Annotated in this window: 16 protein-coding genes; 12 read left to right on the top strand and 4 right to left on the bottom strand. The window is 44.7% G+C overall.

All coding sequences use genetic code 11. The annotated features are described in order from the left end of the window. The first annotated feature begins 9 nt into the window (after positions 1-9). Both gldM and gldN read left to right on the top strand, forming a co-directional pair. Entirely contained in the window at positions 10-1527 is a 1518-nt protein-coding gene (gldM, locus tag CKK33_RS19190) for a gliding motility protein GldM (protein WP_095705665.1), read from the top strand. A gap of 8 nt (positions 1528-1535) precedes the next feature. Continuing rightward, positions 1536-2495, top strand: coding sequence for a gliding motility protein GldN (gene gldN, locus CKK33_RS19185; protein ID WP_095705664.1), 960 nt, complete (start codon positions 1536-1538; stop codon positions 2493-2495). A 67-nt stretch (positions 2496-2562) separates the two neighbouring features. On the opposite strand, the gene uvrC is transcribed toward gldN, so the two are convergent. The 3 genes from uvrC to CKK33_RS19170 all read right to left on the bottom strand — a co-directional run bounded on the left by uvrC (position 2563) and on the right by CKK33_RS19170 (position 9485). Further along, positions 2563-4395, bottom strand: a complete 1833-nt coding sequence (gene uvrC, locus CKK33_RS19180; protein WP_095705663.1) for an excinuclease ABC subunit UvrC — start codon at positions 4393-4395, stop codon at positions 2563-2565. Positions 4396-4494: 99 nt separating this feature from the next. Beyond that, a complete protein-coding gene (locus CKK33_RS19175) occupies positions 4495-6735 on the bottom strand; it encodes a penicillin-binding protein 1A (RefSeq protein WP_095705662.1) in 2241 nt (746 codons plus the stop codon). 5 nt (positions 6736-6740) lie between these two features. Further along, positions 6741-9485 (bottom strand): hypothetical protein, encoded by a 2745-nt coding sequence (locus CKK33_RS19170; RefSeq protein ID WP_095705661.1) that lies wholly within the window; start codon positions 9483-9485, stop codon positions 6741-6743. 265 nt (positions 9486-9750) lie between these two features. On the opposite strand from CKK33_RS19170, the gene CKK33_RS19165 reads away from it, so the two are divergent. The 8 genes from CKK33_RS19165 (at position 9751) to atpG (ending at position 15593) form a co-directional block, all read left to right on the top strand. Beyond that, positions 9751-9981 carry an AtpZ/AtpI family protein gene (locus tag CKK33_RS19165; protein WP_095705660.1) on the top strand — a complete coding sequence of 77 codons (231 nt, stop codon included), beginning with the start codon at positions 9751-9753 and terminating at the stop codon, positions 9979-9981. Then, on the top strand, positions 9978-10358 hold the full coding sequence (locus CKK33_RS19160) for a hypothetical protein (protein ID WP_095705659.1): 381 nt from the start codon (positions 9978-9980) through the stop codon (positions 10356-10358). Before CKK33_RS19165 ends, CKK33_RS19160 begins: the two co-directional genes overlap by 4 nt. After that, positions 10315-11475, top strand: a complete 1161-nt coding sequence (atpB, locus tag CKK33_RS19155) for a F0F1 ATP synthase subunit A (protein ID WP_233138267.1) — start codon at positions 10315-10317, stop codon at positions 11473-11475. Before CKK33_RS19160 ends, atpB begins: the two co-directional genes overlap by 44 nt. 48 nt (positions 11476-11523) lie before the next feature. After that, on the top strand, positions 11524-11733 hold the full coding sequence (gene atpE / locus CKK33_RS19150) for an ATP synthase F0 subunit C (protein WP_022830206.1): 210 nt from the start codon (positions 11524-11526) through the stop codon (positions 11731-11733). A gap of 96 nt (positions 11734-11829) precedes the next feature. Continuing rightward, positions 11830-12321 carry a F0F1 ATP synthase subunit B gene (atpF, locus tag CKK33_RS19145; RefSeq protein ID WP_095705658.1) on the top strand — a complete coding sequence of 164 codons (492 nt, stop codon included), beginning with the start codon at positions 11830-11832 and terminating at the stop codon, positions 12319-12321. A gap of 77 nt (positions 12322-12398) precedes the next feature. Then, positions 12399-12944 carry an ATP synthase F1 subunit delta gene (gene atpH, locus CKK33_RS19140; RefSeq protein WP_095705657.1) on the top strand — a complete coding sequence of 182 codons (546 nt, stop codon included), beginning with the start codon at positions 12399-12401 and terminating at the stop codon, positions 12942-12944. A 32-nt stretch (positions 12945-12976) separates the two neighbouring features. Beyond that, the gene (atpA, locus tag CKK33_RS19135) at positions 12977-14551 is read left to right on the top strand and encodes a F0F1 ATP synthase subunit alpha (protein WP_095705656.1); all 1575 of its coding nucleotides are present in this window, start codon (positions 12977-12979) and stop codon (positions 14549-14551) included. A 136-nt stretch (positions 14552-14687) separates the two neighbouring features. Continuing rightward, positions 14688-15593, top strand: a complete 906-nt coding sequence (atpG, locus tag CKK33_RS19130; RefSeq protein WP_095705655.1) for an ATP synthase F1 subunit gamma — start codon at positions 14688-14690, stop codon at positions 15591-15593. Positions 15594-15667: 74 nt separating this feature from the next. On the opposite strand, the gene CKK33_RS19125 is transcribed toward atpG, so the two are convergent. Continuing rightward, positions 15668-16333, bottom strand: a complete 666-nt coding sequence (locus CKK33_RS19125) for a basic secretory protein-like protein (protein WP_095705654.1) — start codon at positions 16331-16333, stop codon at positions 15668-15670. A gap of 129 nt (positions 16334-16462) precedes the next feature. Between CKK33_RS19125 and CKK33_RS19120 the strand changes: the two genes are divergently transcribed. Together CKK33_RS19120 and hutH are read left to right on the top strand one after the other, a co-directional pair. Beyond that, the gene (locus CKK33_RS19120; RefSeq protein WP_095705653.1) at positions 16463-16969 is read left to right on the top strand and encodes a MarR family winged helix-turn-helix transcriptional regulator; all 507 of its coding nucleotides are present in this window, start codon (positions 16463-16465) and stop codon (positions 16967-16969) included. Next, positions 16956-18515 carry a histidine ammonia-lyase gene (gene hutH / locus CKK33_RS19115; protein WP_095705652.1) on the top strand — a complete coding sequence of 520 codons (1560 nt, stop codon included), beginning with the start codon at positions 16956-16958 and terminating at the stop codon, positions 18513-18515. The genes CKK33_RS19120 and hutH overlap by 14 nt, the downstream gene beginning before the upstream one ends. Positions 18516-18655 lie beyond the last annotated feature (140 nt).

The raw sequence follows: 18655 nt of genomic DNA, 5'->3' as shown, positions 1-18655 counted from the left end.
CACCATAGGATGGCCGGAGGTAAAGAAACCCCAAGACAGCGAATGATAGGTATACTCTACCTGGTATTATTAGGGTTAATAGCCCTTAACGTACCGGATAGTCTGCTTGATTCATTTAAGAATATTACGCGCAGTTTAGATGCCTCAAGAAGCAATGTAACCAACAGTTTAAAAACTACTTACAGCGCATTTGAGGCCACCAAATTAAAAGAACAGCCCGAAAAGGCGAGCCAGCTATTGGCCAAAGCTAAAGAAGCTACTAAAATTACAGATGAGCTGAACAGTTACGTAGAAGAACTGAAAGCCGAGCTGATAAAGAAAGGCGGCGGCATTAACACGGACATTGATGATGTAAATGCACGCGAAAGCTTGGATATATCATCAGAAGTGATGATCAACGGTAAAAAGGCCGATGTACTGAAAGAAAAGATAAAGGCAACCAAAGAAAAGTTATTGGCATTACTGGGTAAGGATGCCCAGGGTGTTAATTTCTCGCTTAATGCTGATGATCTGCCATCTCGCCCGGGATATGTCAAAAAGACCTGGCAGGAGGCTTACTTCGGTGAGGGCATCCCGCTGGGTGCGGCGTTAACTACATTAGCCAAAATACAGGCTGATAACAAGAATGCCGAAAACGAAGTGGTTAAAAAACTATTAGGTAAAGTTGATGAAGCGCAGGTAACGCTTAACCAATTCAGGGCTGTAGCGGTTGCGCCAAGCAGCTATGTTTTGGCCGGGCAACCTTACAAAGCAGAAATTTACCTTACTGCTTATGACGCCAATTCTAATCCAAGTATTACGGTAGGCGGCTCCACGGTGCCAACTTCAAATGGTGTAGGTACTTATACGGTGACAACCAGTGGTGAGGGTTTACGCACCTGGACAGGTACCTTATCTGTAAAACAGGTTGATGGGCCGCCAAAAACTTATCCTGTAAGTGGCAGCTATATGGTAGCCAAACCATCGGCAGTAGTATCGCCTGATAAAATGAATGTATTGTATATCGGTGTGCCTAACCCGCTATCGGTATCTGCACCGGGTGTTTCCAAAGAAAGCATGAAGGTGAGCATGAGCGGCGGTTCTATTAGCGGCTCTAACGGGCACTATACGGCTACAGTAAGTTCTGTAGGTACGGCTAAAGTTACCGTAACAGGTGATAAAGGTATGGTGCTCGGCACATCAGAGTTCCGTGTGAAGCGTATACCTGACCCTAAAGCCATGTTCGCGGGCAAAAGCGGTGGTAACACCAGCGCGGCTAACCTGCGCGCTCAAGACAGGGTATTTGCCAAATTGGAGAACTTTGATTTTGACGCTAAATTTAACGTAACACGCTTCACGCTGATCGTTATAAAGCCCCGCCAGGACGCTATTATCAACACAACAACAGGCGGCGAACTTTCAGGCGCAATGAAAGCGGCAATGAACGGTATAACGCCGGGTTCAACCGTAGTGTTTAAAGATATTGTGGCTGTTGGCCCTGATGGTACACAGCGCGGTTTGGACGCTATTGTGTTAACGGCTAATTAATAGAGATTATGAAAAAGAGCTATTTGATCATTTTACTTTGCCTGGCTTGCAGCGTTACTTTTGCGCAAAGGAAAAGGACCACAAAAAGAGCTGCTAAACCTGCGGCGGTAAAGGCCGCCCCTAACAGCGGTGTTTCGCAGGCCGGTGCAACTACAAGTGCTGTAGTACAGCCCGATACTTCTCGTAAGGCTTTTGACCGTCCGCTTGATGGCTATTACAAAAAAAATAATATCCTGAGCGCGCGCGTAACACCTTATGCTAACCTGCGCGAGGCCGACGTAATGTTTGCAAGGCGTATATGGAGAGAGATTGACCTCCGCGAGAAAATGAACCAATATCTGGCTTCGCCTAAACAACGCCTTATAGATGTGCTGATGGCGGCTATTGCCGATGGTGAATTGACCGCTTACGACCCTACTCCGAGCAAAGATGATCCTAACGGCGACAGCTTCAGCAAGCCGCTTTCGGCCGCACAAGCTCAAAGCAGAATGGCTGACAGCGCTGTGGTAGATAAATTTGATAAGGACGGTAACAAGATAGGCTCTGAAGTACGTGCCGGAGAGTTTAACCCCGATAGCGTAATTAAATTCAGGATCAAGGAAGACTGGGTGTTTGATAAGCAACGCTCTATTTTTGAGCCGCGTATTATTGGTATAGCGCCGCTTATTAAACCTAAAGCCGCAGGTTTAGACCTCGAGTATCAGCCTGCTTTCTGGATTTACTTCCCTAAAGCCCGCCCCATATTGGCTACCAAAGAGGCGGTGAGCCGTAATAATGATGCTACTGGATTAAGCTTTGATGATTGCTTTGTAAAGCGCATTTTTACCAGCTACATTGTAAAACAATCAAACGATAAGGATGAGCGTATACGTGATTACATGCAAGGCATAGATAAGCTATATGAATCGGATCGTATCAAGAAAACATTGCTTGATTACGAACTTAATCTTTGGAGATACGGTGAATAATCGCATCAGTTAGAAATAAAAAAGACCCGCTTACCGAAATAAGCGGGTCTTTTGTTATAATGAAATTTTAAGGTAATAAGCCGCCTGCTTTTTGCTCGCTTACAGCAGGATTAAAGTAGGCGGTTATGGCTTTGGCCTGTTTCAGATTTACTACCTCCTGTAATTCCGATTCAGAAGCTTCCCGTATCTTCTTTACCGATTTAAAGTATTTTAAAAGCTTTTCGGCGGTGGTTTTGCCTATGCCGTCTATCAGTTCCAGTTCGGTGGCTAAAGTGCCTTTGTCTCGTTTTTTGCGGTGGGCCGTAATACCAAAGCGGTGCGCTTCATCACGCAGTTGCTGTATGATCTTTAAGGTTTCAGATTTTTTGTCCAGGTACATCGGGTATTGGTCGCCGGGATAGTATAGTTCTTCCAGGCGCTTGGCAATGCCTATCACGGTTACCTGTTTATCAATACCCAGCAGTTTAAGGCTTTTCATAGCCGATGAAAGCTGGCCCTTGCCACCGTCAATAATGATCAGTTGGGGCAGGCCGGTATCTTCATCCAGTACACGGCGGTACCTGCGGTAAACGGCTTCTTCCATGGTGGCAAAGTCGTTTGGTCCCTCAACCGTTTTTACGTTAAAAAAGCGATAATCCTTTTTTGAAGGTTTCGCATCCCTGAAAACCACAATGGCCGATACCGGGTATTTACCCTGAAAGTTGGAGTTGTCAAAACACTCAATATGGCGGGGCAACTGGTTCATGCGCAAATCTTTCATCATCTGCGAAAGCAGGCGCTCGGTACGCACTTCGGGGTTAAGTTTTTCGTACTGGTCTATCTTTTCTTTTTTAAAGAACTGCACATTCTTTTGCGACAGATCCAGCAGTTTCCTTTTCTCACCCAGTTTTGGTACGGTAAATTTAATACGGGTATCTTCCAGGTCGATGTTAAACGGCACAATGATCTCTTTCGACGTGCTATTATACCGGCTCCTGAACTCGCTTATGGCTATCTCCAGCAGTTCCTCGTCGCTTTCATCCAGCCGTTTTTTAAGCTCAATGGTTTGCGTTTGGATAATAGTGCCATTCATCACCTTTAAGTAGTTAACAAAGGCATATTTTTCCTCGGATGCGATGCTGAATACATCCACATCGGTAATTGACGAGTTTACTACTGTTGATTTGCTCTGGTAGTTTTCTAAAAGGTCCGATTTGCGTTTAAGACGGTGGGCCAGTTCAAAGTTAAGGTCGGCAACGGCTTCGTCAATATCGCGTTTAAGGTTACGCACCACATTGCCTATTTTGCCATTCAAAACATCGGTAATTTCGCTGATGTTGCGGTCATAATCTTGTTCAGACTGAAAATTCTGGCAAGGGCCTTTACAGTTGCCCAATTGATATTCCAGGCATACTTTAAACTTGCCTTTATCAATGTTTTCGCGCGTGAGTGCCAGGTTGCAGGTGCGCAGCGGATAGGTTTCTTTGATAAGCCCTAATATGGTATGCATCATGCTTACTGAGGCATAAGGGCCAAGGTATTTTGAGCCGTCTTTGATAATGCGCCTGGTCCAGTAAATACGCGGGAAATTCTCGTTCTTAATGATGATCCAGGGGTAGGTCTTATCATCCTTAAGCATTACGTTGTAACGGGGCTGATGCTTCTTGATCATGCTGTTTTCCAGCAGCCAGGCGTCCACCTCCGTATCAACAATAGTAAAGGTGATCTTGCGTATCTTAGATACCAGCACGCGTGTTTTGGCGTTTATCTGCGTATCCTTGTTAAAGTAAGAGCCCACGCGGTTGCGCAGGTCCTTTGCCTTGCCAATATATATCAGCTCGTTATTCACATCCCAGTATTGGTATACACCGGGTTTATGCGGGATATTTTTTAACGCTTCTCGGTAATCGAATTTTTCCATTTGTTGTTGGAAGGTTGCAACGTTACAATGTTGTAATGTTGGATTTGTTAGAAAGCAAAACTTTTAAACCTTACAACACTCAAACGTTACAACAGATTCTTAAAAATCTAACTTCTTCTCCACTTCTGTTTGCCCGGTTTGTTGCTGGCTGTAGGCGTTGCAATCAAGCGTGATAGATAAACCGGACTTTGGCGGAACAAAGTCGACGTTCTTTTTGATGCCCAGTTCAGGGTTGGCATATACCCGCTTCATATACAACGCAAATATAGGCAGCGCGGTATTGGCACCCTCGCCCAGGCGGGTAGAGCGGAAGTGGATATCCCTGTCTTCGCAGCCAGTCCAAACGCCGGTTACCAATTGTGGGGTAATGCCAATGAACCACCCATCAGAGTTATCATTGGTGGTACCGGTTTTACCGCCTATAGGGTTCATAAGCTTATAAGTACCGCGCATGCGCCAGCCGGTTCCTTCGTCAATAACGGCCTTTAGCATGTAGGTCATTACGTAAGCGGTTTGCTCGTTAATAGCCTGCACTACACGGGGCGAATTGTTGTATAATACGTTACCGTTCTTATCCTCAATGCGTAACAGGTAAGTAGGTTCGGTCCAAACACCCTGGTTGGCAAATGCCGAGTAAGCGCCTGTCATGTCAAATACCGAGGCGTCAAAAGTACCCAGGCAGATGGATGGGTATGGCGGCACAGGGCTGGTGATTCCCATCTTTTTGATCAGGTCGGCAACGGGCTGTGGTTTAACCTCGTTCATTACATAGGCGGTAACCCAGTTCTGTGAACGTGCCAGCGCGGTGCGTAAGGTAATTACCCCGGGTACGGTTTCGCTCGGGGATGAGCGGGGCGACCATGGTGTACCATAACCCGTAATAGTAATAGGCTCGTTAGGTACCTGCATACATGGCGAAAAACCATTCTCCACAGCTACTGTATACGTGAACGGTTTGGCAGTTGAGCCTACCTGCCGGGTACCCATTTTTACCTGGTCGTACTTAAAGTGTTCAAAGTTGGTGCCGCCTACCCAGGCTTTAATGTAACCCGTAGTAGGATCCATACTCATCATAGCGTTGCGCAGCATCATTTTGCAGTACACAATAGAGTCAATGGGTTTCATCAACGTATCAATGTCACCACGCCAGGTAAACAGGTTCATTTTGGCCGGCGTATTAAATTCTTCTCTTATTTCCTCGTCAGATTTTCCTAACTGCTTGGCGGCAATGTAACGGTCAGAACGTTTCATACCCTTATCCAGCAGTGATTTAAAGGTAGGGATGGTTTTCCACAAGCTGATACCTTTCCAGTGCGCGTTAAACTGAGCTTGCAGGTTACGCATATACTCTTTTTGAGCATCTTCGGCGTATTGCTGCATAGTAGCGTTAATAGTAGTATAGATCTTCAGTCCATCGCGGTCAAGGTCGTAAGGGGTAACGCCGTCCGGTTTAAAAATGGCTTTATCTACCATTATCTTTTGCACTTCCTTTTTTAATACCGCTCGGAAATAGGTGGCAATACCGTCATTGTGGTCAATGGGATTAAATTTAAGCCCAAGTGGTTTGCCCTTAAATTCTTCGGCCTGCCCTGCGCTCAGGTAATTTTCCTCAGCCATGCGGCGTAAAACAAAATTACGGCGGTTAAGCGCGTTATCCGGGTGATTGATAGGCGAGTAGATGCCCGGGCCGTTGATCATGCCGATGAGCAGAGCAGCCTGGTCGGGTGTTAGCTTATCTGGTGTGACATTAAAGTACGTGCGCGATGCCGAGCTAATACCAAAGGTGTTGTAAGCGCCAAAATCAACGGTATTTAAATATAGGGTGAGGATCTCCTCTTTGGTATAATTTCTTTCGAGCTTAACGGCAGTTATCCATTCCTGTAATTTTTGAACAACACGTTTAAAGGGGTTGTGCGAACGCTCGGAAAACAGGTTAAGTGCCAACTGCTGCGTTATGGTACTACCACCTTGTTTTTTACCTACCAGGTTATACAATACAATGGTAAACGTACGCTGGAAATCAATACCGGAATGCTCAAAAAAGCGCGCGTCTTCTGTAGCAACCAACGCGTTAATTACATTGGGTGAAATTTGCTTATAGGTAACGCTGGTGCGGTTTTTTATGTAGTATTTTCCTATAACCTGCTTATCAGATGAAATTACTTCTGATGCCTGGTCGCTTTTAGGATTTTCCAATTCCCTGAATGAGGGCAGCGGCCCGAATACCTGGAAGGCTATGAGGAAAAGAATAACCGCGAATATAGCGAAGCAGGCAATAAAGAAGCGCCATATGTACCAGTTGTAACGTTTTATATCTTGTTGCGATAGCTTAGCTTTCATGCTTTTCAATAATTTTTCTGATAATAGTCAATGTAACTATCCAATGTTTTTCGGTCGGCTAATTTATCCAGATTTTCCTTTGTTATGATAAAAAAGCTGTATTTATCCCTTGGGATGTTCATAATATCAGGCAGCAGCGGTATAATGGCCCTCGCGTAGTCCTTAACATTGCTAAGGCTGGTAAAGCGGCCAACATAAATTAACTGGTTGTTAGCCCCCACCGCTTTTAGCTGATGTTTGATAGCGCCCTTCTCAAAATTAACCCTGTTGAATTGCCCAATGCCAAAACGTGAAGAAGCCAGATCTGTTGTGCCTGTGCTCACATTAATAACAAAGTAATAGTTAGTGCTATCGCGTAGGTTAAATATGGATGGCGTTAGCTTTTCGGTTATAACTGTAGTGCTCTTTGGCTCCTCGGGAGCAGTTTTAACTCCTGCGTCAGCAGGTTTGGTTAAAACTGGCTGCTGTGCAGTTGCGGGAATATCAACCGCTTTGGTTTCTGCTTTTGGCGTTTCTTTTACCACGGGTTGTTGCGCAATCAGCGGCTTTTCTTCGGGCTTGCGTACATCGGGCACAATTTCAATTTTTTCGGCAGGTACGCGATACTCTGTATTTTGCTGATAAACCACAGGTATGGTAAATAAAGGCTCTGTAGCGTCGCGGTCGGTAAGTACTACCTTGCGTTGTGCCAGTTCCTGCTGGTTAGCGGCGATGTAGGCCAGATGCTGGTTAACCAGCGGGGTGATCAGTTTGTCGTCAGGGAAGCGGGAAACGATCTGCCGCAATTCGGCGCTAAAAGGAGCCAGTGGCTCGCTATGCGCCGCAGCAAAGGCACGCAGGTAATATAGCTTGGCCGCATAACGATTGTTAGGGTACTGCATTATCAATGCATCGGCCGCGGTAACCACCTGTGGGTATTGCTTTGTAGCGTAAAGTTGATAGACATTATTGTACAGATTGCTGAAACCGGTATCCTCCTCATTCATATGCCTTGCGTAATCAGGATCAAGTATGGTTTTGGCGAATGGCGTTTGAGGATAATTTTTCACCAGCATATCCTTGTATTTGTTAGCCATAGCTGGTTCATTTGAATCTGTATACAGACGATACAGATTATAGTAGATGGCCGGTGTATTATCATTACCCTCAAAACGGATCAATATCTTCTCATATGCGGCAATTGCTTCTTTTTTATCTTCCAGTATATCACGGTAAAAATTGGCGATATCCATGTAGGCATCAAACATGCGTTTGTTTGATTGTGCCATTAGCTGTGGTGTAAGTGGCAGGTCCTGCATGAGTTGCTGGCGATAGCTGGCGGCGTTAATATTTACAGGGTTAGCAGGATTGTCGGAGTTGGTTGTTACCAGGTCAGGGTCGGTAGCGGTAATAGGAATGCTGTTGTTTTGAGTGATGTTACTGCTTGCCCTATTGGCCCTGCGCCAGTTATCTTCCAGTTTACGGTTGCCCCATACCCGTTTAAAACTGCTGAAACCCTGGCTTACAGCGTTTGCATTATTAAAATAGAAGGCGCTGCCGGTTGGCAGGCTTTCCGCAGGCGGCTCGTTCACATTTACAGCAGTACGCGCCTGAGCGGCCGTTACTATGCTGGCGGCCTGGGATTGCTGCAGGGTGCGAGCCTCAACCATTTTATCTATACGGGCCATGCGTGTAGCTTCATCCATCCGGGCCAGCATTTGGAGCGTGTCTTCATGGGCTATTATTTGTAACCTATCGGCCAGTACCTGCAGGTTCTCGCTTTTTTTCCTGATAAGGGCGTAGCGGGGGTAAGTAGGGGGCAGGTTAGCGAGCGTGCTGTCGTAAAAGTTACTGGCCTTTATATAGTCCGCTTTATCTTTAAAATAAATATCGGCCATGCGCAGGTAAGCAAGGCCTTTCTGCGTTTGGTTACGCGTAGTCGCTCTTGCAGACTGCCGGTAACTCTTTAAAGCATCGTCTATATCGCCGCCGGTGTACTGCAGCTCCGCGATCTGGTAATAGATCTGGTCATTAAATTCACGGTTATTCTGGTTCTTTAATAACGATCGCAGCCGGGCCAGGCGGGTAAGTTTAACACCATTGCGGCCTTCCTCAATACGTATGCGGTTAAGGTTGGCATTAAAAGCCATATCAAACAACGCGTTGCTTTTGGCCACCCGGCTATAACTTTGTATGGCATCAACGGGCTTGTTGTTAAGTTCCTGCAACTGCCCAAGTATAAACGTCCATCTTATTTTTCGCTCGGTGCTATTGGCATACTGTATGGCCAGCTTGGCCATGTTTTCGGCATCGGCGTAATCCTGTACATTAATGTCATATTGCAGTTTGCTGGCATACACATCGGCGGTTATACTTTTTTTTGGGTTGATGTTTTGCAGCGCGGTGTCTAAGGTTACTTTGGCATCCGCGGGTTGTTTAATGTACAATAGCGCGCGGGCTTTGTATACCAGTGCTTCCTGTTTTAGATCGGGTTGCTTATCGCCGTAAGAACGTGCCACATAATTGGCATATTCAATCGCATCAAAATAATCACCATCATAAAAATCGGCTTTGCATAGCAGCAGGTAAGCATCACCCAGATAGTGGCTTTGCTCCTTAACGCTGATGATGGTGTTAGCACGTGCCTTAACGGCGTCAAGGTCTTTGTCTGGCTGGTCTACCATACCGGCAATAGTATCGCGGTAAACACTCAACAATTCGCTGTAATCGTCTACATAGGCTTGCTCATATGCCTGTTGCTTTTGCCGCAATAGCTCGTTAGCATTAAACAGGATATTATATTTAGCGGTAAGGTTTTGCAGCCCCCGGTTAAGGGTGCTTTTTTTTCAAGCGAGCATCCTGCCATTATTAAAATAGTGGCAAGTACCGTATACTGGGCCGATACCCATCTGTTTAAAGTGAAAATATCCCTCAATTGGCGGTTATTCGTTAATGGTTTAGACAAGGTTGCAGGCTGTTTATAAATGCCTCGCTAAAATACTAAACATAATGCAATAGGTTTAATAAATTTGCCCCATGGCACAAAATGAACAAAAGGAAAATACCAGTGGTAAAACTGAAGTAAACGCCTATGCTAAGTATACCGGCGTGGCCTTCCAGATGATTGTGGTTATAGGTGTATTTGCCTTTGCCGGTTACAAAATTGATGAAACTGCGGGCCATGCCACTAAGTGGGTGACTGCCGTTTTATCATTAATTGGTGTTTTTGTTTCATTATATCTGGTGATAAGGGCGGTAAGAAATTGAAAAAAATAACTGTATACCTGCGTTTTGTAGTATTTATTTTACTGCTGGCCGCGCCACCTTATGTGCTGCAAAGTATTGGAAAAACCGCGTGGCTGGTGCCAAAATTCTGGGCGCTTTTTTTCCTGATCACCCTGTTCACTTTTATGGTAATTGCCGCGTTAGGGGTCATACAGCGCATTAAACCCGGTTTATATGCCCAAACCTTCCTGGCCACAACCGTGGTAAAGATGCTTGGATGCATGGCTTTCGCCTTGGTTTTTGTGTCAAAAATACACCCGGATCACGGCGTTTTTTTAGCCAATTTCTGTTATTTATATTTCTTAAATACCGCCTTTGAAGTTTACGTTTTGTTGTGTAACTTGCGCAACCAAAATTAAAAGCAAAAAACACCCATTCAATGTATTTAAGCCATATTTTGAATTCAAAAAAATAGCTTTAAGCCTCATTTTAGGCGTTTTTCTCACGTTTTTCACTTGTAAAAGTTTTGCTATACAACATGAGGAACATGCCGCTACCGGTGCAGAAAGCCACAATAAGGAGGAGTTTAGCCCAAGTGAGGTAATACTTGAACACATTGCCGATTCGCATAGCTGGCATCTGTGGGGTACTACCACTTTCCCGCTGCCGGTTATTTTATATACCGACAAAGGTTTTGAAGTATTCTCTTCGGCTCATTTTGAGCACGGCCATGCCGATTATACCGGTAAATATTATACTTATCGCCTGGTAAAGGACAAAATTAGTATTGTAGGCCCGGGTGAGGAGCTTACTGCAGGCGCTAATATGCTTAATATGCACAAAAAACTGATCGACTTCTCTATCACCAAGAACGTGGTAAGTATGTGGATCTCCTTTTTGTTGTTGATCATCATCTTCTTTAGCGTTTCTGCCGCTTACAAAAAGCGTGTAGGTAAAGCGCCAAAAGGCTTGCAGTCTTTTATGGAGCCTATCATCCTGTTTGTACGTGATGATATTGCCCGCCCAAACATTGGTTACAAATACCAGCGCTTTATGCCGTTGCTGTTAACCGTGTTTTTCTTTATCTGGATCAACAACCTTATAGGTTTGGTTCCGTTCTTTCCGGGTGGTTCAAACTTAACCGGTAACATCGCGGTAACTTTTGTACTATCAGTTATCACCCTGATCATTGTAAATGTAAACGGTAATAAATACTATTGGAAACACATTTTCGCGCCGGATGTACCGGTTTGGTTGTATCCAATTATGTGGCCGGTAGAGCTGGTGGGTATCATCTCCAAGCCTTTCGCGTTAATGATCCGTTTGTTTGCTAACATCACCGCAGGTCACATTATCGTACTGAGCTTAATATCATTGATATTTGTGTTCAAGAGCGTAGCTATTGCACCTGTATCGGTAGCGTTCGTAGTGTTTATGGATGTGTTAGAGTTGCTGGTTGCCGCGTTGCAGGCCTTTATCTTTACGTTGTTGACCGCCCTGTTCATTGGTACTGCTATTGAAGAGCATCACCATTAATAATTGTAAATAACCATATAATATATATTCACTTTTAAATTTAAAACAATGATTGGAAGTATTGCTGCATTAGGTGCAGGTTTAGCGGTTATCGGTGCTGGTATCGGTATCGGTCAGGTAGGTGGTAAAGCGATGGAAGGTATCTCTCGCCAGCCTGAAGCTGCTTCAAAAATCCAAACTGCGATGATCATTGCTGCCGCCCTTATTGAGGGTGCTGCTCTGTTCGGTGTGGTGGTATCATTCCTGGGCTTGAAATAATCTCAACCCGGAGAAAAATTTTAACCTTACCTGCAGCGGTTGGCGGCAGGTAAGGTTATTAAAATTTGACATTTAAACTCATATATAAAACAAAACATGGAATTAGTAACTCCTGAGATTGGTTTAGTTTTTTGGACCACCGTATCGTTCTTAGTGCTGTTTTTCCTGCTTGCTAAATTTGCATGGAAACCCATCATGGGCGCTATTGATGATCGTGAGCGTTCTATCGAAGATGCTTTGCTGAAAGCTGAAGCAGCTAAAGAGGAAATGAGCCGCCTTACCAACGAGAACGAAAGCTTGTTAAAACAAGCCCGTGCCGAGCGCGACCTGATCCTTTCTGAAGCCAAGAAAATAAAAGAGCAGATCATTGCTGATGCTAAAGATGCTGCCCATAAAGAAGGCGCGCGCCAGATTGAGCTTGCACGTGTTGAAATAAACAACCAGAAAGCTATAGCGATGGCTGATGTTAAAAACCAGGTGGCTACGCTATCTATACAGGTTGCCGAAAAGATCTTACAAAACCAGCTGCAAGATCAGCAAAAGCAGGACGAGCTTGTATCGCAACTGTTAAAAGAAGTGAAATTATAATTAGAGATTAGTGATCAGAGTTTAGAGATTAGTTAACTGATCATCACTCGCTGTTCACCACTCACTACTAAAATACTATGTCAGAAGTAACCATAGGGATCAGGTACGCCAAATCGCTTATAGAGCTTGCGCAGGAACAAAATATTGTTGATGCCATTAAAGCAGATATGGATACCTTTATTGCAACAGTTAAGGCATCATCTGAACTTAAAGCGGTATTGAGCAACCCAATTGTTCCGCAACACAAAAAAGTGCAGATACTGGATGGCGTATTTGGCGGTAAGGTTGATAAATTAACCATTGCCTTTTTTAAGTTGATGGTGAATAAAGGCCGCGGCGATGTTTTGTATGTAACGGCTAAAGAGTATATCAATTTGTACAATATAGCTAAACACATCACTAAGGCTACCGTGGTATCAGCAACACCGCTATCTGCCGCTAATAAACAGGTTATTACTGATGAGTTGCAGAAAGCCATTGGCGGTACCATACAGCTTAACGCTAAGGTTGATGCAGCTTTAATAGGTGGTTTTGTACTTACCGTTGGCGACAGACAACTGGATACCAGCGTACAAAGCGCCCTCAATAAATTAAGAAAAGATTTTGCCGCTAAGGCAGTTTAATAACAGAAAAATAAACTCTAAATAAATTTAAAATGGTAGAGGTAAGACCGGACGAAGTATCAGCTATCCTGCGTCAGCAATTAGCCGGCTTTAAGTCAGAATCTGAATTAGAAGAAGTGGGTACTGTACTCCAGGTGGGTGACGGTATTGCACGTGTTTACGGTTTAAGCAAAGTACAATCAGGTGAGCTGGTTGAGTTTGGTAACGGTTTACAGGGTATCGTACTTAACCTTGAAGAAGATAACGTGGGTGTGGTATTGTTAGGTAAATCAGACGATATTAAAGAAGGCGACACCGTTAAACGTACCAACCGTATTGCATCTATCAACGTAGGCGAAGGTATGCTTGGCCGTGTTGTTGATACTTTAGGAACTCCTATTGATGGTAAAGGCCCAATCACCGGTCAAACTTACGAGATGCCTTTGGAACGTAAAGCACCCGGCGTTATCTACCGCCAGCCGGTTACCGAGCCATTACAAACCGGTATCAAAGCTATCGACGCGATGATCCCTATCGGCCGTGGCCAGCGTGAGTTGGTTATCGGTGACCGCCAAACAGGTAAAACTGCGGTTTGTATCGATACCATCATCAACCAGAAAGAATTTTATGACGCAGGTAAACCTGTGATCTGTATATATGTTGCCTGCGGCCAGAAAGCTTCTACCGTAGCTAACATCGTACGTACATTAGAAGAGAACGGCGCTATGCCATACTCTATCGTAGTTGCTGCAAACGCTTCAGACTCTGCTACCATGCAGTTCTTTGCTCCGTTTGCGGGTGCAGCTATCGGTGAGTACTTCCGTGATACCGGCCGCCCTGCTTTGATTATCTATGATGACCTTTCAAAACAGGCTGTTGCTTATCGCGAAGTATCATTGTTACTTCGTCGCCCACCAGGCCGCGAGGCTTACCCTGGTGACGTATTTTACTTGCACAGCCGTTTATTAGAGCGTGCCGCTAAGATCAACTCTAACGACAGCATCGCTCAGCAAATGAACGATCTGCCGGAGTCTATCAAAGGCATCGTAAAAGGTGGCGGTTCATTAACCGCGCTGCCTATTATTGAAACACAGGCAGGTGACGTATCAGCATATATCCCAACGAACGTAATCTCCATTACCGATGGTCAGATATTCCTGGAGTCTAACTTGTTCCTTGCCGGTATCCGCCCGGCCATCAACGTAGGTATCTCGGTATCTCGTGTAGGTGGTAACGCGCAGATCAAATCAATGAAGAAAGTAGCAGGTACCTTAAAGCTTGACCAGGCACAGTACCGCGAGTTAGAGGCTTTCTCTAAATTCGGTTCGGACCTTGACGCTTCAACCAAATCAGTAATTGATAAAGGTGCACGTAACGTTGAGATCCTTAAACAAGGTCAGTTCTCTCCGGTATCAGTAGAAAAGCAGGTTGCTATCATTTACATTGGTACCAAGAACTTAATGCGTAACGTACCGGTTAACAAAGTACGCCAGTTTGAAGAAGAATTTACCAGCCAGTTAGAGGTGCGCCACCCTGAGGTGCTTGCAGCCCTTAAAGCAGGTAAGTTTGACGATCAGCTAACCGGTGTGTTAGAAACCGTAGCTAAAGAAATATCAGCGAACTATTAATTAGTACTTAGTAGCAAGTATCAGGTATCAAGACCCGTTTTTGATACCTGATACAAATAAACTTTTTGAAAGTAGGGTAGCAGCAAGGCAAAAATCTTGATACTTGATACTCGAGACTTGATACTCAAAACAACGAATGGCTAATTTAAAAGAAGTAAGAAACAGGATAGCGTCTGTGAACTCAACGCAACAGATCACCAAGGCCATGAAAATGGTTTCGGCGGCAAAGTTGCGCAGAGCTACTGATGCTATTGTACAATTGCGCCCTTACGCCAGTAAATTGAAGGACTTGTTGGCTAACCTTTCTGCAAGCCTTGAGGATGGTGCATCACCTTACCTGCAGGAGCGTGAGCCCGTGCGTGTACTGGTAGTTGTAGTAACCTCAAACCGTGGTTTGGCCGGTGCATTTAACACCAATGCTATAAAAGCTGCCAATAACCTCATTAGTGAAAAATACAGCGCCCAAATGAAAGCGGGTAATGTATCTATCGTAGCTATTGGTAAAAAAGGTCATGACTTTTACACCCGCCGCAAGTTTAATGTGGTAGGTAACCATAATGATCTTTACCTTGACCTTAACTTCATTAACGCATCAAAAATTACTGATGAGATAATGAAAGGTTTTGTTAATGGCCAGTATGACCGTGTTGAACTGGTGTACAACCACTTCAAGAACGCGGCAATGCAGTTCCTGATCACTGAGCAGCTGCTACCTGTGCCAAAACCTGAAAAGAACGAGAAAGAAGCTGCTAAAAAAGACGCTACTCCGGAAAGCCAGGTGGATTATATTCTTGAACCTTCAAAGGAAGAGATAGTAGAGCAACTGATCCCTAAGAATATTAAAATACAGTTATACCGCGCAGTGTTAGATTCAAACGCTTCTGAGCACGGTGCACGTATGACCGCCATGGATAAGGCGACTGAAAACGCTGGTGAGTTATTGAAATCACTTAAGCTTTCATATAACCAGGCGCGCCAGGCAGCCATTACAACAGAATTAACCGAGATTGTAAGCGGTGCGGCAGCATTAAGCGGCTCGTAATCTGTTCAAATATAATAACAAGAAAGGCTTGCCAATTGGCAAGCCTTTCTTGTTTATGGCAATTGCTTTGAAACTTACAGCGCGGGATTAGCCGCATATTCTCTCCACAGGTCATCTACAGATTTACCGGTGAGTTTGTTCCAGGATGCAGCAGTGTAGGTGCGGCCACGCATTTGGCTGTCAAGCTTTTTAACAGTTCCTTTTTTTACCTTTTTTTCTACCCAAACTAAAAAGCGGGCGGTAACGCGGTAAGCATTATTATAGTTTTGTGTTGGTTTAAAATCCGGCAGATTCCATTTGGCAGCGGCGTTTGCTACGCCATGCTCGTTACGTACATAGTCAGCAATACCTTCGGTTAACCATCCGGGGCCATCAAAGTCGCCGTAATCCTGGGCAATGTGCATCACCTCATGGGTCACTACGTCGATATCATCAGGATGAGTAGTCATGTAAGCGGGGCTGAATACTACACGGCCATTATCAGTAGCAGCAACGCCATGGTAAGCGGTATCAATAAAAAAGTTAACCGTTTTTAGGCTTTTCTTGTTGTATTCGTTCACAATTTTAGGATAAACCGTAAAAAAGGTGCTGATCAGTTTATCAGTGATAGCCTTATCAAAGTGCTCATCGTTACCGGATATGATAAGTGTATAGCCGGCACGTTTAATTGTATCCGGCGCAGATGCAAAGCTTGTACCGCAGATAAGGCTTATTAGAAATAGTAATGATAGTTTTTTCATATCGCAAATGTAAAAGATACAGGTATAAATGCTTCCGAACTGCGTAAAAAGGCTGATACATTTACATTGAGAAATTAACCAGAAAAAATGTGACTTGCATTTATATAAGCACTTATATAAATTGCATACATGAATTTGTATCAAAATTTAGGCTATCTGGTATTAGGTAGTCGGTTAAGGCGATTAAGTGAAGCTTTCCTGAGTGAGATCAACCGCATTTATCAGAATGAGGGGATCGAATTTGATGCCAGTTGGTTCCCGGTATTTTACCTGCTTTCGCAGAACGACTCACTATCCATAAAAGAGTTGAGCGATAAAACAGAAGTATCGCACCCTGCCGCCAGTCAGTTGATCACTAATTTAAAGAACCGCAACCTGGTAGAGACTACCGTAAGTGCAGATGACGGCCGTCGCCAAATGGTACAATTCACAGAGAAGGGCAAAGCCTTGCTGCAACAAATACTGCCTATTTGGGATGCTATCAGCACCAGCATGACTGAGCTTGCCGGCGGTAATGAACAGTTACAGCAATTACTGCCTGCCATTACCGCTATGGAAGATACTTTCCGCGCTTACAACCTGTCTGGACGTGTAGGAGATAAACTTAAAGCCGCCACCTCTAATGAAAACATTTAATTACGGTACAGATCATTTAAGTGTTGGCCTATGCCTTGACATAGCTGCGGGTAAAGTAAAAGGAATTATTAATGAAGAGGCCAAAAATCGTGTTGATACCTCATGGCGCGAAGTGGGGAAGATAGCGCATGGAACTGAAGCTGTTTATGGCATCAATACCGGGTTTGGTCCGCTGTGCGATACGCGTATATCTGAACAGGATACCAGCATGTTGCAAAGTAACATCCTGAAAAGCCATAGCGTGGGCATAGGTAACCCTATTCCAGAAGAAATTGCCAAACTGATGCTCATCACCAAAGTGCACGCTTTGGCGCAGGGCTTCTCCGGTATCGCGTTACAAACTTTAGAGCGTATTATCTGGCATATCGAAAATAATGTGATACCGGTTGTGCCGGAGAAAGGCTCCGTAGGTGCATCGGGCGATCTGGCGCCGCTGTCGCACTTGTTCCTGCCGTTGATAGGTTTGGGCGAGGTATCAGTTAATGGGCAACACCACCCCGCTGATGTGGTATTAAAAGACAATAACCTTAAACCACTTACGCTGGGACCAAAAGAAGGTTTGGCTTTAATTAATGGAACGCAATTCATACTTGCCTTCGCCGTAAATGGTGTGGAGCGGTTCAAAAATATTTTGGATACAGCTGATATTATCGGTGCGGTATCCTTAGAAGGGCTGATGGGTTCCGCGAAACCATTTGATGAGCGTTTGCATACGATTCGTCCGTATAAAGGCACTAAACATGTAGCCAAACGCCTGGCAGCTATGTTGCAGGGATCGGAGATAGGCAGCTCACATGCCGACTGCGACCGAGTGCAGGATCCATACTCGTTACGTTGCATGCCGCAGGTGCACGGCGCTTCTCGCAATGCCTGGCTACATTTAAAGGAAATGACGGAGATCGAACTTAATTCTGTTACTGATAACCCTATTGTTTTTAACGCTGATGATACTATTAGCGGTGGTAACTTTCACGGGCAACCAATGGCCATCCCGCTCGATTATGCAGCCATAGCGGCAGCAGAACTGGGCAACATTGCCGACAGGCGTTGCTACCTGATGAGTGAAGGGCGTTACGGATTGCCTAAATTATTGACCAGCGATGCAGGCCTGAACTCCGGCCTCATGATACCGCAATATACCACAGCGGCATTGGTTACCGAGAACAAAACGCTTTGTTTCCCGGCGAGTGCCGATAGTGTGCCAACATCATTAGGCCAGGAAGATCATGTTTCCATGGGATCTATCAGCGGGCGAAAACTTCACCAGATCATCAATAACATTGAATACATACAGGCGATTGAATTGCTATATGCCACACAAGCTTTGGAGTTCCGCAGGCCTTTACAATCTACCGGTATGATAGAGGCTTGCTATCAATTGGTACGCGAGCATGTCCCAGCCATAAAGGAAGACAGGATATTTGCTACGGATATAAATGCCCTGCATAAACTGATCACCAGCGGGCAGTTTTTAGCCTTAGCTAACCAAACCGCCCAAAACCACAACATCAATTTAAATAACGATGGCCAGTTCGGGATATATTGATACCTGCGGTAATTAACTGCATTCAATAAGCTGCCTTTGCTACTATTAATTTAATATACCCTTATTATAAGCTCTGAAAACTTTGTAACCGTGTTATATTAGCAGCGGCAGCAATCTTAATGGTCAGGTATTGATGTATA

The organism is Mucilaginibacter sp. MD40 (assembly GCF_002288635.1).
GTDB lineage: Bacteria > Bacteroidota > Bacteroidia > Sphingobacteriales > Sphingobacteriaceae > Mucilaginibacter.
This window is presented reverse-complemented; position numbering and strand designations above follow the sequence as displayed.